At 67.0% G+C, this 14,235-nt stretch carries 11 protein-coding genes and 2 pseudogenes; 6 read left to right on the top strand and 7 right to left on the bottom strand.

Annotated elements, in window-relative coordinates; translation table 11 throughout:
• Position 1: 1 nt before the first annotated feature.
• A pseudogene (locus OG858_RS30050) lies at positions 2–581 on the bottom strand (IS5/IS1182 family transposase); the annotation flags it as partial.
• A gap of 204 nt (positions 582–785) precedes the next feature.
• Positions 786–918, bottom strand: a pseudogene (locus OG858_RS30045) (IS5/IS1182 family transposase); the annotation flags it as partial.
• Positions 919–1,097: 179 nt separating this feature from the next.
• Here OG858_RS30045 and OG858_RS30040 point away from each other — a divergent pair.
• From OG858_RS30040 to OG858_RS30015, 6 genes are all read left to right on the top strand, one after another.
• Positions 1,098–1,475, top strand: coding sequence for a VOC family protein (locus tag OG858_RS30040; RefSeq protein ID WP_086746148.1), 378 nt, complete (start codon positions 1,098–1,100; stop codon positions 1,473–1,475).
• A 354-nt stretch (positions 1,476–1,829) separates the two neighbouring features.
• Positions 1,830–3,671: an ABC transporter substrate-binding protein gene (locus tag OG858_RS30035; protein ID WP_327724840.1), complete on the top strand. Its 1,842-nt coding sequence runs from the start codon at positions 1,830–1,832 to the stop codon at positions 3,669–3,671.
• Between the two features lie 7 nt (positions 3,672–3,678).
• Entirely contained in the window at positions 3,679–4,740 is a 1,062-nt protein-coding gene (locus tag OG858_RS30030; RefSeq protein WP_319066500.1) for an ABC transporter permease, read from the top strand.
• Entirely contained in the window at positions 4,737–5,660 is a 924-nt protein-coding gene (locus tag OG858_RS30025) for an ABC transporter permease (protein WP_319262932.1), read from the top strand. The genes OG858_RS30030 and OG858_RS30025 overlap by 4 nt, the downstream gene beginning before the upstream one ends.
• Positions 5,657–6,646: an ABC transporter ATP-binding protein gene (locus OG858_RS30020; protein WP_319066496.1), complete on the top strand. Its 990-nt coding sequence runs from the start codon at positions 5,657–5,659 to the stop codon at positions 6,644–6,646. The genes OG858_RS30025 and OG858_RS30020 overlap by 4 nt, the downstream gene beginning before the upstream one ends.
• Positions 6,643–7,638, top strand: a complete 996-nt coding sequence (locus OG858_RS30015; protein WP_086746384.1) for an oligopeptide/dipeptide ABC transporter ATP-binding protein — start codon at positions 6,643–6,645, stop codon at positions 7,636–7,638. The genes OG858_RS30020 and OG858_RS30015 overlap by 4 nt, the downstream gene beginning before the upstream one ends.
• Before the next feature lie 47 nt (positions 7,639–7,685).
• Here OG858_RS30015 and OG858_RS30010 read toward each other — a convergent pair whose 3' ends face one another.
• From OG858_RS30010 to OG858_RS29990, 5 genes are all read right to left on the bottom strand, one after another.
• A complete protein-coding gene (locus OG858_RS30010; RefSeq protein ID WP_086746383.1) occupies positions 7,686–8,843 on the bottom strand; it encodes an ABC transporter ATP-binding protein in 1,158 nt (385 codons plus the stop codon).
• Positions 8,836–9,894, bottom strand: coding sequence for an ABC transporter ATP-binding protein (locus OG858_RS30005; protein WP_086746382.1), 1,059 nt, complete (start codon positions 9,892–9,894; stop codon positions 8,836–8,838). The genes OG858_RS30010 and OG858_RS30005 overlap by 8 nt, the downstream gene beginning before the upstream one ends.
• 12 nt (positions 9,895–9,906) lie before the next feature.
• Positions 9,907–10,890, bottom strand: a complete 984-nt coding sequence (locus tag OG858_RS30000; protein WP_086746381.1) for an ABC transporter permease — start codon at positions 10,888–10,890, stop codon at positions 9,907–9,909.
• Positions 10,883–11,812 carry an ABC transporter permease gene (locus OG858_RS29995; RefSeq protein WP_086746380.1) on the bottom strand — a complete coding sequence of 310 codons (930 nt, stop codon included), beginning with the start codon at positions 11,810–11,812 and terminating at the stop codon, positions 10,883–10,885. Before OG858_RS29995 ends, OG858_RS30000 begins: the two co-directional genes overlap by 8 nt.
• A gap of 125 nt (positions 11,813–11,937) precedes the next feature.
• The gene (locus tag OG858_RS29990) at positions 11,938–13,572 is read right to left on the bottom strand and encodes a peptide ABC transporter substrate-binding protein (protein ID WP_086746379.1); all 1,635 of its coding nucleotides are present in this window, start codon (positions 13,570–13,572) and stop codon (positions 11,938–11,940) included.
• Positions 13,573–14,235 lie beyond the last annotated feature (663 nt).

Genomic DNA, 14,235 nt, shown 5'->3' with positions numbered 1-14,235 from the left:
GTCAGGAGCGGCGGTTCGGATGGGACGCCCGGCGGTGGGCCGGCCAGGATCGGCGGATGAGGCGCGGACGGTGATGATGGTGTCGGCGAGGTCGAAGTAGGCGTCGATGATCAGTGGTCGGCGCCGTGGCAGCGGGCGAGGCGGTGGAAGGCGCTCTGCCAGGCGTGGAGGGTGATGGGCATCGGGTAACGGCCCGAGGTCGGCCAGCCGGTCCGGGGTCGGCGCGAGCAGCAGGGAATCGTGACGGTTGGCTCCCGTCGACACACGGGCCGGCGGGATGCCGTATCCATCCGTCATGCCCGCGCGTTTCAGCCCCTGTTTGCGGCAGCCGGCTGGTGAGCGTCCGGCGACCTCACCGCCGCCGGGGGCCTTGGTGATCGAGCCCTCGACAGCGATCCGGTCGAGGACGAGGACGAGGCCAACGATGCGGTCGTAGGCGGCCAGTGCGATCTGGTGGAGTTCGGCGAAGACGCCGATCCGGATCCACTCGTCTCGACGGCTGCGGATCGTGCCGACCGGGCAAGTCGTGTCGCGATCGCCTGGCGGGAGCAGCCGAACCGAAGCAGCTGCAGCAGATGGCGTCCCATCGGGTGGTGCAGCCGATCAAGGTCCCGGAATCCGCAGGTCGGGGACGGTGGCACCGCCGGACCGGGTGTTCAACTCGCCTCAGCAGGGCGCCTCGTGGACTGCCGCCTCTGCGGAGATCGCCAGCGGTCTCGTACCGGAACGCGCACCTCTTGATCGCGTACACCACGACGCGGGACACGACCCTGCAGCATCGTCCTGAAGATGATCCGGACGCTGCTGCGGGGGCGGTGACAGCCCAGCGGATGGGTCGGGTCAGAGACTGGCCGTTCGGGCAACAGCTCCGAGAATTCACTCCCGGAGTGGTTCGGTCAGCCATGACTGGCAGGACAGGCGCCATCTCCCCGGTGATCACAGGTTGTTCATTCCATGATCACCAAGGCCTGCGCCTGCCTGACAGCCGGGTGCCACAACCGCACCTGTCTGCACGAGCTCTCAGTCAGTACTCCGGCTGCAGATCGCGATCAGGATCGTGAGAGCCCGGTGTGCGGTGCTGTTCTACGCTGCCCGTCGTGATCTCGAAGCTGCAGTGCGTGGTGTTGGACTGTGCCGATGTCGTTGAGTTGTCCCGGTTCTACCAGTCGCTTCTCGGCGGCGTGGTGAACCAGCCGGACCCACGGTGGTCGGTCGACGACGGGTGGGCAACGCTCCACGCCGACAACGGGTTCGTGCTGGCCTTCCAGCGGGTGGAAGATCATCAGCCACCGCGGTGGTCAGATCCCGCCCGGCCCCAGCAATTCCACCTCGACCTGGGCGTCAAGGACCTGGACCAGGCCCAGGAAGAGGTCCTCAAGCAGGGCGCCACACTGCTCGATGGGGGTGACGGCAAGCGGAGTTGGCGCATCTTCGCGGATCCCGCAGGACACCCCTTCTGTCTCGTCCGGGACTGACAGGAGACACGCAACCGCCTGGTATCGCCCGTTGAACCGCCGCCTCGCCAACCCTGCAGATCATCAACGGCACACAGCGACCCGGTGAGCGGATCGCCCCAGCCCCTCCCCCACAGGCTGTCACCGCGCAACGGGTCGTCACTCCCCCACCAGCAACGACCCGCCGGTCTGAACCAATGACGAGGGCAAGCCCGTGTCAACGTGCGTTTCCCCAGGCCACTAGGGGGAAGGGAGCCGTTGACGCATGGCAACCGCCCTCACAGAAACCTCCCCACCCCATCTGCGTCAGCGGCCGAATCCGTTCGGGCAGCCCTCCGGCCCTCCTGTACGAGTGATGACGCGAGGTCACATTCCATGAATGCTCACCCTCGGTACGGCAAGGAGAATTTAGGCCTGAAGGGCCGAGCAATCCGAGTCGTCGCCGCTACCGCCGCCACTGCACTGGCCCTCTCCCCGCTCGCCCCCGCACCTCAGCAGGCATCGGCTGCGGAGGGCAAGAAGATCCTCACCGTCGCGGTCGCGCAGAGCGTCGACTCGCTGAGCCCCTTCTTGGCATCCCGCCTGGTCAGCACGAGCATCCACCGACTGATGTACGAGTACCTGACCAACTACGACCCCAAGGACGCGCACGCGATCCCGGGCCTCGCCACCCGGTGGAAGCCGTCCGCCGACAAGCTCACCTGGACCTACACGATCCGCTCCGACTCCAGGTGGTCGGACGGCGAACAGGTCACCGCCGAGGACGCGGCATGGACGTTCAACAAGATGATGACCGACCAGGGCGCCGCCACGGCAAACGGCAGCTATGTCTCCAATTTCAAGAAGGTGACGGCCCCGAGCCCCACCGAACTCGTCATCGAACTGAACAAGCCCCAAGCCACGATGACCGCTCTCGATGTACCGATCGTGCCCAAGCACGTCTGGGAGAAGGTCGAGGACTTCTCCCAGTACAACAACGACACGAGCTTCCCCGTCGTCGGCAACGGGCCGTTCGTCCTCACCGGCTACAAGGCCGACAGCTACGTACGGCTCGCACCCAACAAGAGCTTCTGGCGCGGCGCACCGAAGTTCGACGAGCTGCTCTTCAAGTACTACAAGGACGGTGACGCGGCCGTCGCCGCCCTGCAGAAGGGCGAGGTGTCTTTCGTGAGCGGTCTGACGCCCGCTCAGTCGGCGGCGCTCAAGAACCAGAAGGACATCGAGGTCAACAACGCCCCGGGGCGCCGCTTCTACGCTCTCGCAGTCAACCCTGGCGCTCGTTCCAAGGACGGCGAACGCTTCGGCGACGGCCACCCCTCGCTGCTCGACGAGAGAGTGCGGCACGCCCTGTTCATAGCGGTCGACCGCGAGACCCTCATCGACAAAGTCTTCCAGGGGAACGCGGTCGAGGGCCAGGGGTACATCCCGCCCCGATTCGCCGACTACTTCTGGAAACCGTCGGCGACTCAGGAACTCTCCTACGACCCGGCGAAGGCAGCCGGACTCCTGGACGAGGCGGGCTACAAGAAGAACAGCGACGGCAAACGGGTGGGCGAGGACGGCAAACCGATCAACTACCGCGTCCTGTGCCACTCCACCGACCCGAACGACAAGGCGGTCGGCCAGTACCTCACTGAGTGGTGGGGCGAGCTGGGCATAGGCGTGACGCTCAACTGCCTCGACAACGTGACGGACCCCTGGCTCGCGGGAACCTACGACCTCGCCTTCGACGGCTGGTCCGTCAACCCCGACCCGGACTACGTCCTGTCGATCCACACCTGCGCAGCCCTGCCCGCCACCCCCGACGACGTGGGCGCGACCGACAACTTCATCTGCGACAAGAAGTACGACGACCTGTACGGGAAGCAACTCGCCGAGTACGACCCTGAGAAGCGGGCCGACGTCGTCAAGCAGATGCAGTCGCGGCTGTACGACGCCGGGTACATGAACGTCATGGCGTATCCGAACGCCGTCGAGGCCTACCGCACCGACCAGATCAAGTCGCTCACGACGATGCCCGAGGACGCGGGCAACATCTACGGACAGGACGGCTACTGGAGCTGGTGGTCGGCGATCCCGGCGGACGCCTCCGGCGAGTCCGACGACTCCGGCTCGACCGGCGTGGTCGTCGGCGTCGCCGCGGGAGTCGTGCTTGTCGCGGGCGCCGGGATCTTCCTGGCAATGCGCCGACGTGCGACTGCCGGGGACCGCGAGTAGCCGGATCATGAGCGCTGACTCGGCATCCACCACCCCGGCCGCCCCCGGTGGACCCGCCCTCGCCGGACCACCCGTCCACGGCTCGCGGACCGGAAGCACGTATCCGCGTTATGTCGCGGGGAAACTGGGGGGCGCCGCCGTCTCCCTGCTCGCCGTACTCGTCACCAGCTTCTTCCTCTTCCGGCTGATCCCGGGCGACCCCGTCAAGTTCATGACGGGCGGCCGCCAGGTGTCGGCCGAGCAACTGGCCGCGTACCGCGAAGAGTTCGGCCTGGACCTGCCGCTGTGGGAACAGTTCACGGACTACTGCGGCAAGGCGCTCACCGGTGACCTCGGCACGTCGTACCAGTTCCGGGCACCGGTCATCGACAAGATCACCGAGGCGCTGCCGAACACGCTGCTGCTCACCGGTACCGCATTCGTCCTGTACACCTCGCTCGGCATCTTCCTGGGCACCCGCGCGGCGTGGCGGCACGGGCGGCTCGGGGACCGGCTGCACACCGGTCTGGCGCTGGCCCTCTACTCGATCCCGTCCTTCTGGCTGGGCCTGCTGCTCATCATCGTTTTCGCGGTGGGCCCGGGCCCGCTCCCCGGGCTCTTCCCGACCGGTGGCATGGAGTCGGGGGGCGAGGAGGGCTTCGCGTACGTCACCGACGTGGCCCACCATCTCGTGCTGCCGGTGATCACGCTGGTCGCGGTCGAGTACGGCCAGACGCTGCTGGTCGCCCGCTCGGCACTGCTCGACGAGATGGGCGGCGACTATCTGACCACCGCGCGGGCCAAGGGGCTGAGGGACGACCTGGTACGACGTCGGCACGCCGTGCCGAACGCGATGCTGCCGACGGTGACGCTGATCTTCATCAACCTCGGCCGGACCGTCGCCGGCGTGATCCTCGTCGAGACCGTCTTCTCCTGGCCGGGCCTCGGCGGGCTCTTCTACCAGGCGCTGAGCGTGCCCGACCTCCCCCTCGTCCAAGGGCTGTTCTTCGTCTTCGCCGCAGCGGTGATCGTGATGAACACACTCGCCGACCTGGTCTATCCACTGCTCGACCCCCGGGTGGGCCGATGACGACCGAAGCGAACGACCCGGTGGCGAAAGCCGGCCCACGCGCGCTCGCCCGGCGCCGCCGCCGTGAATCCGCCGCCCGGTTCTGGAAGCAGTACCGCACCCGGCGCGCCGGACTCCTGGGCCTGGCCACCCTTGCCCTCTTCGCTGTGGTGGCACTGACCGCGCCGCTGACGGTCGGCTCCGACGTGGCCGCCGTGACCAGCGCGCCGGGCCGGCCGATGGAGGTGCCGAGCGGGGAGTTCCCGCTCGGCACCGACCGGTTCGGGCGCGATCTCCTGGGCCTGGTCATCTGGGGTTCACGGGTCTCGCTCCTCGTCGGTCTGCTCGCGGCCGTGCTGTCGGTGGCGATCGGCGCGCTGGTCGGGATCACCGCCGGGCACTTCCGCGGTGCGTACGCCACCGTGCTGATGCGGGTCACGGACTGGTTCCTGGTGATGCCGACGCTGGTGCTCGCCATCGCGCTCGCCACCGTCATGTCCCGCTCGCTGGGCACGATCGTCCTGGCGATCGGCGTGACATCGTGGCCGACCACGGCTCGTCTGGTCCGGGCACAGACGCTGGCGGTGGAGTCGCGGCCGTACATCGAGCGCGCGCAAGCACTCGGCGGTGGGCACCGGCACATCATGTACCGGCATGTGCTGCCCAATGTGATGCCCCTGGTGCTGGCCCAGACCACCCTCATGATCTCCTCCTCCATCCTCGCCGAGGCGACGCTGGCCTTCCTCGGCCTGGGCGACCCGACGGTGGTGTCCTGGGGTGGGATGCTCCAGGAAGCCCGGGAGGCGGGCGCGGTCAGCTCGGGCGCCTGGTGGTATCTGGTGCCGCCGGGGATCGCGATCGCCGTGGTCGCACTCGCGTTCACCCTGTGCGGCCGCGCGGTGGAAGCCGTGCTCAACCCCAGGCTGGGAGTGGCACGTTGACCCTGCTGGAGGTCCGGAAGCTGGAGGTGTCGTACGCGGGCGGAGCGGCCGCCGTACGGGGTGTCGACCTGTCGCTGGCGGTCGGCCGGAAACTGGGCATCGCAGGCGAGTCCGGCTGCGGGAAGTCCACCCTGGCGCTCGCTCTGCTCCGGCTGCTTCCGGCCGGCACGCGCGTCAGCGGGGAGGTTCTTCTGGACGGCGAGGACATACTGACGATGCGCTGGGGGCAGGTCCGGGCGGTCCGCTGGGCGGGAGCGTCGATCGTCTTCCAGGGAGCGATGCACTCGCTGAACGCCGTCCACCGCGTCGGCGACCAGATCGCGGAGCCGATCCTGCTGCACAGGAAGGCAGCCACCACGGCCGCCGCACGTAAGCGGACCGGTGAACTCCTCGAACAGGTCGGTCTGCCGGCGTCCCGGGCGTCCGCGTATCCACACGAACTCTCCGGCGGTCAACGTCAGCGCGTCATGATCGCCATGGCGCTGGCCTGCGACCCACGGCTGATCATCGCTGACGAGCCGACCACCGCACTGGACGTGATGATCCAGGCGCAGATTCTCCGGCTGATCGAACGACTCGTCGCCGAACAGGGGCTGGGCCTGATCATGATCAGTCACGATCTGGCGGTCCTCGCCGACACCTGCGACCGGCTCGCGGTGATGTACGCGGGCCGGGTGGTCGAGGAAGGACCCGCCCGGGAGGTCTACGAGAACGCCCTGCACCCGTACGGCAGGGCCCTGTCGGCCGCGTTCCCCCGCATCGGCGCCCCCTCCTCCCGCTTCGCCCCGCGCGGCCTGCCCGGCGACCCCCCGGACCCGGCCGACCTGCCGACCGGCTGCACCTTTCATCCGCGCTGCCCGGTGGCACTGGACCAGTGCGGCAGCCAGGACCAGGTACTGCGGGAGGCGGGTGCGGGTCGGAGGGCGGCTTGCCTGCACGTAGGCCCGGGGACCACCGCCGAACCGGTCACGAGGAGCGGCGCATGACGACATCGGCACCCCTGCTGAGGGCAACGGGCCTGCACGTGGCGTTCCCCGGGCGGCACGGTGACGCGCCGGCCAGGGCCGTGGACGGCGTCGAGCTCGACATCCGTGTCGGGGAGATCGTGGCGCTCGTCGGCGAGTCGGGGTGCGGCAAGACGACGCTGGCCCGCACGCTGCTCGGTCTGGTGCCCCCGACCTCGGGGAGCGTCAGTTTCGGCGGACAGCGGCTCAAGTACTCATCGGCTGCCCTGAAGGCGTACCGCAGGCGGGCCCAATTGGTGCTCCAGGACCCGAGCGGATCGCTGAACCCCAGGCACACGGTGTACGACGCGGTGGCAGAAGGTCTGCGCATCCACAGATACCCGGGCGACGAACAGACGGCAGTGGCCCGCGCCCTCTCCCGGGCGGGCCTGCGGCCACCCGAACGCTTCTACCTCCGCTACCCGCACGAACTGTCGGGCGGCCAGCGCCAGCGTGTGGTGATCGCGGGTGCCCTCGTTCTGGACCCCGAACTCATCGTCGCCGACGAGCCGGTGGCTTCCCTCGACGCGTCCGTGCGCGGCGAGATCCTCGCCCTCCTGCTGCGCCTGCGCGACGAACTGGGCCTGTCCGCCCTGGTGGTGACCCACGATCTGGGGCTCGCCTGGAACATCGCCGACCGGGTCGCGGTCATGTACCTGGGCCGGATCGTGGAGACGGGCGAGGTCGAGCAGGTGCTGACCGCGCCTCGACATCCGTACACGCAGGCGTTGTTGTCCGTCCTCCCCGAGGCGACGGGCGAGCCGGTGGTGCTGACTGGAGAGCCTCCGGACCCCTCCCGCGTCCCCTCCGGCTGCCGTTTCCACGCTCGCTGCCAGATCCTGGCGAACGGGGAGGCGGAACGGGCGGGAGTGGCCGGGGCGTGCCGGACGGCGGACCCGGAGGTGCTGGACGGGGGCGGTGAGGCACAGGTGGCGTGCCACTGGGCACGGGCCACGGCAGCGGCCGGTCCCTGAGAACACCAGTTCCCGGCACCGCAGCCGGTGCCGGGAACAAGGCGGTGTCAGACCGCGTGGACCACGTCCTTCTCCTCCGCGAAGTGGCACGCGGACTCGTGGGCCGCCGGGGAGTCCACGCCCTGGAAACGGTCGGGAACCGCGAGCAGCGGGACCTCCTCGGCGCACCTGTCCTCGGCTTTCCAACAGCGAGTGCGGAAGCGGCAGCCGGACGGCGGGTTGGCCGGAGAAGGCACGTCACCCGTGAGGATGATCCGCTCGCGGCCCTCACGGGCCTCCGGGTCCGGCACGGGCACCGCGGAGAGCAGTGCCTGCGTGTACGGATGCGTCGGGTGCTCGTAGATCTGCTCGTCCGTCCCGATCTCCGCCATCTTGCCGAGGTACATGACCCCGACCCGGTCGGAGATGTGCCGCACGATCGACAGGTCGTGTGCGATGAAGATGTAGGAGAGGTTGAACTCGTCCTGCAGCTTCTCCATCAGGTTGATCACCTGCGCCTGAACCGACACGTCGAGCGCCGATACCGGCTCGTCGCAGATGATGATCTCCGGGTTGAGCGCGAGCCCACGGGCGATGCCGATGCGCTGGCGCTGACCGCCGGAGAACTGGTGCGGGTACCGGTTGATGTACTCGGGGTTGAGCCCGACCACGTCCAGCAGATCCTGCACCTTGCGCCGCCGGTCGCCCTTGGGCGCCACTTCGGGGTGGATGTCGAAGGGTTCGCCGATGATGTCACCCACGGTCATCCGGGGGTTGAGCGAGGTGTAAGGGTCCTGGAACACCATCTGGATGTTCCGGCGTACGGCCTTCAGCGCGCGGCCGGACAGCTTGGTGATGTCCTGGCCCTTGTAGAAGACCTCACCCGCCGTCGCCTGCTCCAGATTCATCAGCAGTTTGGCCACGGTGGACTTGCCGCAGCCGGACTCGCCGACGATGCCCAGCGTCTCGCCCTGGTAGAGATCGAAGGAGATCCCGTCCACGGCCTTGACCGCGCCGATGGAGCGTTTGAAGAGGATGCCCTGGGTCAGCGGGAAGTGCTTGACCAGGTTGCGTACCTGGAGGATCGGTTCGCCGCGCTCGACCGGTGCCTCGATCGCCGCGACCGCCTCCTCCTCGGAGTGCGCGTCGACGACCTCCACCTCGGAGACGTTGGGCATGGCGTCCACGGCGCCGACGGACTCGTCCGTCTTCTTGAGCTCAGCCATGGATCGTGTCCTTCCAGAAGTGGCACGCACTGCCGCGGCCGGTGAGCTCGCTGCCGTCCGGCTCGGTCACCTGGAGCAGCGCCGGGATCTCCGTGGTGCAGACGTCCTGCGCCTGGGGGCAGCGCGGGTTGAAGGCGCAACCGGTCGGGACGTGCAGCAGGTTGGGCGGCAGACCCTTGATCGCGTACAGCTCCCTGCCCTTCTGGTCCAGGCGCGGGATCGACTCCAGCAGACCCTTGGTGTAGGGGTGCGCCGGCCTCTTGTAGATCTCGTGGACCGGGGCCTGCTCGACGATCCGGCCCGCGTACATGACCGCGATCTTGTCAGCGACGTCGGCGACGACACCCAGGTCGTGGGTGATCAGGATCAGGCCCATGTGGTACTCGCGCTGAAGTTCGGCGAGCAGGTCCATGACCTGGGCCTGCACCGTCACGTCAAGGGCGGTGGTGGGCTCGTCGGCGATGATCAGATCGGGTTCCAGGGCCAGCGCCATGGCGATCATGATGCGCTGGCGCATACCGCCGGAGAACTGGTGCGGGTAGTCGTTGACCCGCGCCGCGGCGGCGGGGATCTTGACCCGGTCCATCAGTTCGATCGCCTTGGCCTTGGCGTTCTTCTTGGAGAGACCCTGGTGGACCCGGTACATCTCACCGAGCTGGTAGCCGACGCTGAGCACCGGGTTCAGCGAGCTGAGCGCATCCTGGAAGATCATGGCGATCGTGGTGCCGCGCAGCTTCCGGCGCTCCTCGGCGGACATCTTCAACATGTCCTGGCCGCGGTAGAGGATCTCGCCCTGCGGGATCCTCGCCGGGGGCATGTCCAGGATGCCCATGATCGCCTGCGCGGTGACCGACTTGCCGGAGCCGGACTCTCCGAGCACGGCGAGGGTTTCGCCGGCGTTCACGCTGTAGTTCACTCCGTTGACGGCCTTGGCCACTCCGTCGCGGGTGTGGAACTCCACGTGCAGATCCCGGACTTCGAGCAGCGGGGCGCTTTCGTCCTCATGCCCGCGGGGTGCGGGGAAGACGTCGGTGTTGTCGATGATGGTCAACGTACGCCCTCCTCAGCGCAGCTTGGGGTCGAGGGCGTCGCGCACCGCGTCGCCGAGCATGATGAACGCGAGCACGGTCACCGACAGCATCGCCGCCGGGAAGAACAGTACGTGCGGCGCGTTCCGAATGACCTTGGAGGCCGATGAGATGTCCATGCCCCAGGACACGGTGGGGTCGGCGAGGCCGATACCCAGGAAGGACAGGGTCGCCTCGGTCGAGATGTAGATACCCAGCGAGATCGTCGCGACAACGATCACCGGGGCGATGGCGTTCGGCAGGATGTGCCGGGCCAGGATCCGAGGGGTGCTCGCGCCGAGGGCCTTGGCGGCGTGCACATAGTCCGCCTGCTTGTTGGTGATCACCGCACCTCGCATGACGCGGGCCACCTGGGTCCACCCCAGGAAGGACATCGCGAGGATGACGACGATGATCGAGCGCGTCTCGAAGGAGTTGAGCACGATGAGGGCGCCGAGGAGGAACGGGATACCGAAGAAGACGTCGGTGATGCGGGAGAGCACCGAGTCGATCCAGCCGCCGAAGTAACCGGCGAGCATACCCACGAAGCCGCCGACGACAGTGGTCAGTACGGTGACACCCACACCGACGAAGATCGACGCGCGGGCGCCGAATATGAGCCGGGTGTAGATGGACCGTCCCTGGCCGTCGTAGCCCAGCCACTCCGGGGAGAACCAGTGGCCGAGCTGCGGCTCGCCCAGATAGTGGTTGCGCAGATCGCCGGAGCGAGGGTCACCGCTGGAGAAGAGGCCGGGGAAGGCCGCGATGATCAGCAGCAACAGGATCAACGCCGCGGAGACGATGAAGTACGGGTTGCGCCGCAGGTCGCGCCAGGCGTTCGACCAGAGGCTGGCAGGTTTCTCCTGGCGGGCGGGTTCCTGAGCCGGTGTCGCCTGTGGCGGGACGAGGGCGTCCGCCGGTGTCCCCCCGCCTGCGGTCTTGTTCGCTTCCTCGGCCGCGTCCTTGGTCACGTCAGGCATAACGGATCCTCGGGTCCAGGACCGCGTAGAGCAGGTCGATGAGCAGGCTTGCCATCAGGTACACCAGCACCAGGATGGTGACGATGCCGACGATCGTGGAGCCCTCTCGCCGGAACAGCGCGATGTAGAGGGCGTTGCCGACGCCCGGCACATTGAAGATGCCCTCGGTGACGACCGCTCCGGCCATCAGTGAACCGATGTCCGTGCCGAGGTAGGTGACCACGGGGATCAGCGAGTTGCGCATCAGGTGGACACCGACGACACGGCGGCGCGGCAGCCCCTTGGCCACGGCTGTGCGCATGTAGTCGGAGCGCAGGTTCTCGGCGATCGAGGTACGGGTCAGCCTCGCCACATACGCCAGCGAGAGCGAGGCCAGGACGGCTCCGGGCAGGATCAACTCGTTCCAGTTCTCGGCGTTCTGGACGTTGGGGGAGACCCAGCCCAGGTTGAACGAGAAGACCTGACGCAGGATGAACGCCAGGACGAAGACCGGTACGGAGATCACCAACAGGGTGAAGACCAGAACGAGGGTGTCCGCGGCGCGTCCGACCTTCAGGCCCGCGAGGATGCCGAGGGCGACACCAAGGACGAGTTCGATGACGAAGGCGACCGTGGCGAGTCGGATCGTCGTGGGGAAGACACGGCCGATCTCCTCCGCGACAGGTCTGCCGGCGAAGGTGTCACCGAAGTCGAAGTGGAAGAGAATGCCTGACATGTAGTCGACATACTGCTTCCAGAGCGGCTGGTCGAGACCGAACTTGTGTCGCAGCGCGGCGAGGGTGGCGGGGTCGGCTCCCTTGTCGCCGAACATGGCCCGAACCGGGTCACCGGGCAGCGCGTACACCATAAGGAAGATGAGCAGTGTGGTCCCGAAGAAGACCGGGATCATCTGGAGCAGTCGTCGTGCGACATAGCGCCCCATCGTGCCTCCGTCTCAGGTCGGTGAAGCGCGTGGTCGCGGGTCCCCCCGGCCGTGTGACCACGCACCTGGAGGGCGGTACCGCGGAGTTGTTCCGCGGTACCGCCTCTCCAAGTAGCCGACGATCGTTACTTCTTGACTTCGATCTCGTTGAGGATCGGGTCACCGGCCTGGTTGAACTTCACGTTCTGCACGTTGTTCGAGTAGCCCGAGTTGACCTTGTAGTACCAGAGCGGGATGGACGGCATGTTGTCGACCAGGGACTTCTCAGCCTGCTGGTACAGCTCTGCCGACTTCTCGATGGTGGGCGCGCCGTCGGCCTCCTTCACCAGGGCGTCGAAGGCCTTGTTCGAGTAGCCACTGGTGTTGCCGGCCACACCGGTCCCGTAGAGGTCACGGAGGAAGTTGCCGTTGAACGGGTAGTCGAGCACCCAGCCACCGCGGTACATCGACTTGACCTCCTTGGCGTCACGCGCCTCGAGGTCGGTCTGGAAGTCGGCCTTGGAGTCGCCGGAGCACTCGACGCCGGTGGCCTCACGGATGCTGTTGCAGACCGCCTCGACCCACTCGCCGTGGCCGCCGTCCGCGTTGAACTGGATGGTGATCTTGTTGCCGGGGACACCGCCACCGGCCTTGATCAGCTTCTTGGCCTCGGCCGGGTTGTACTTGGTGACGTCACCTGCGGCACCGGCCTTGAAGCCGAGCACACCCTGGGCGACCCAGCCGGTGGCCGGCGTACGGGTGTCCTGAAGCACGGTCTTGGTGATCGTGTCACGGTCGATCGCCATCGACAGGCCCTGGAGGACCCGGTTGTCGATGCCCTTCCACTGCTTGGTGTAGAAGGCCGGAACGATGGACTGGACGGCCGAGTAGTCCTGGTCGACGGCGCGGTCACCCAGGTCGGTCTTGTAGTTCGCGAGGCTCGCGGCCGGAACCTGGCGGATGACGTCGACCTTGTCCGAGAGCAGGTCGGCGTAGGAGGCCTCGGGCCCGGTGTAGTTCTTGAAGAGCACACCGCCGTTCTTGGCCTTGTTCGGGCCCTTGTAGCCGGCGTACGTCTTCACCTCGATCGACTTCTTGTGGTCCCACTTGACGAACTCGTAGGGACCGTTGCCGACCGGCTTCTCGCCGTAGCCCTCGGGGTCCTTGAAGAAGCCGGACGGGAGCGGCGCGAAGACGTTGTACGCGAGCTTGTACTCGAAGTACGCGAGCGGCGCGCTCAGGGTGATGGTGAAGGTGTTGTCGTCGACGACCTTCAGGCCGGACATGGCGTCCTTCTTGGCCTTGCCCTTCTCCGGGTGGACGTCGGCGTAGCCCTCGATGTCGGAGAACCAGGAGGCGTTGGTCTGGTTGTTCGCGATGTTCGCGGCCCAGTTCCACGCGTCGACATAGGACTTGGCGGTGACCGCCTCACCGTTGTGGAACTTCCAGCCCGCCTTGAGCTTGACGGTCCACACCTTCGAGTCATCCGTGGTGATGGACTCGGCGTTGGTGTAGGTGATCTTGCCGCTACCGTTCTCGTAGTCGACAAGGGTATCGAAGAGCGAGGTGACGACGTCGGAGCCGTAGCTCTCCATCGTGTTCGCCGGCTGCAGCGGGTTCTGCGGCTCACCGCTCTCGAACGTCACGATCCCCTTGGCGTCAACGGCGCCCTTGTCGTTCCCCTTGTCGCCGCCGTCATCACCGCCACCACCACAAGCGGTCACGCTCAGCGCCACAACCGCGGCTATCGCCACCCACTTGGCGCTCTTCGCACCCCGCATGGGTTCCTCCTCATGAGTCCATTTGTTCACCACAGGAGGGGATACCAGACACAGCGTCGACACGTGCGACGAAGAAAGTCGGATAGTCCCCTGGCTCGTGGAGTCGACGTCCCCCTAGACGCGTGACCCTTTGCCCCGAGCTCTACGCGCCTAACTATCTGCCATGGGCCAGCGCTCGACCACCTTCGCAAGGTCTCGGTTCGATCACACCTTGCGCCTACTTCTTCCAAAATCCGGACAAAGGGTTTGGTGAGAGATCCCTGCGAAACGGACTTGTTACACGCTTATCGGTCGCGGCTGTCCGCATTCCGGACGCAACCGAAGGAAAAATGGGTTGCGGAAAAGCCACTCTCGTGCAGGGGGTGCCGATGGCACTCTCACCTGTCTCGAGCGAGGGGAAATTCCCTCCGCCCTCAGCCGACATGTCTCCGCCAAATTCTGGCCGTCGGGCTGTCGTTCGGAAGCGGCGCGACAACATTCGCGGGATGCACCGACGTGCCCTTGGAGAAACCTGTGTACCCAGGAGCGTAGTGGGAACCGGCCATGCCGAGACTCCCTTCTCCCGTAATGAAGGGTTTTCCCTACCCGCGCGTAGGTACGGTGGGAGCCACGGTGAGCGCCACTCTGCGCTCACCGCACCCTGGACCGCACAACGCAGGCGGC

It is taken from the genome of Streptomyces europaeiscabiei, from assembly GCF_036346855.1.
Classification (GTDB): Bacteria; Actinomycetota; Actinomycetes; order Streptomycetales; family Streptomycetaceae; genus Streptomyces; species Streptomyces europaeiscabiei.
Note: the sequence above shows the minus strand (reverse complement) of the source record. Positions and strands in the feature narration are given on the sequence as shown.

Bases quoted from the DNA above. Each gene is read 5' to 3' on its own strand.
- OG858_RS30010 (WP_086746383.1), bottom strand. From the start codon at position 8,843: ATGGCTGAGCTCAAGAAGACGGACGAGTCCGTCGGCGCCGTGGACGCC.
- OG858_RS29995 (WP_086746380.1), bottom strand. From the start codon at position 11,812: ATGGGGCGCTATGTCGCACGACGACTGCTCCAGATGATCCCGGTCTTC.
- OG858_RS30025 (WP_319262932.1), top strand. From the start codon at position 4,737: ATGACGACCGAAGCGAACGACCCGGTGGCGAAAGCCGGCCCACGCGCG.
- OG858_RS30030 (WP_319066500.1), top strand. From the start codon at position 3,679: ATGAGCGCTGACTCGGCATCCACCACCCCGGCCGCCCCCGGTGGACCC.
- OG858_RS30015 (WP_086746384.1), top strand. From the start codon at position 6,643: ATGACGACATCGGCACCCCTGCTGAGGGCAACGGGCCTGCACGTGGCG.
- OG858_RS29990 (WP_086746379.1), bottom strand. From the start codon at position 13,572: ATGCGGGGTGCGAAGAGCGCCAAGTGGGTGGCGATAGCCGCGGTTGTG.
- OG858_RS30000 (WP_086746381.1), bottom strand. From the start codon at position 10,890: ATGCCTGACGTGACCAAGGACGCGGCCGAGGAAGCGAACAAGACCGCA.
- OG858_RS30035 (WP_327724840.1), top strand. From the start codon at position 1,830: ATGAATGCTCACCCTCGGTACGGCAAGGAGAATTTAGGCCTGAAGGGC.